Origin of the sequence: Pseudomonas syringae pv. cilantro (assembly GCF_001293775.1) — a bacterium.
Lineage (GTDB): Bacteria > Pseudomonadota > Gammaproteobacteria > Pseudomonadales > Pseudomonadaceae > Aquipseudomonas > Aquipseudomonas syringae_P.
Genome location: NZ_LGLN01000093.1, coordinates 32,100 through 32,504 on the forward strand (window position 1 = coordinate 32,100; position 405 = coordinate 32,504).

The 405-nt window shown below is 54.3% G+C and carries 1 pseudogene; it reads left to right on the top strand.

Going from position 1 to position 405, the window contains the following annotated elements:
• Positions 1-405, top strand: a pseudogene (locus ABJ99_RS25045) (IS5 family transposase); the annotation flags it as partial.

Sequence of the window (405 nt, forward strand, 5' to 3'; positions counted from 1 at the left end):
CCACCATTCTCAACTTCCGGCGTCTGTTGGAAAAACACGAGTTGGCAGGCGCGATTTTGCAGGTCATCAACGGCTATCTGGGTGATCGAGGTTTGATGCTGCGCCAAGTTACGGTAGTCGATGCGACGATTATTCATGCGCCGAGTTCGACCAAGACGGCAAACGCGATCCCGAAATGCATCAGACGAAGAAAGGAAACCAGTATTTCTTCGGCATGAAAGCGCATATAGGCGTCGATGCCGAGTCGGGTTTAGTCCATAGTTTGGTGGGTACTGCGGCGAATGTGGCGGACGTGACTCAGGTCGATCAATTGCTGCACGGTGAGGAAACCTATGTCAGCGGTGATGCGGGCTACACCGGCGTGGACAAGCGTGCGGAGCATCAGGATCGCCAGATGATCTGGTC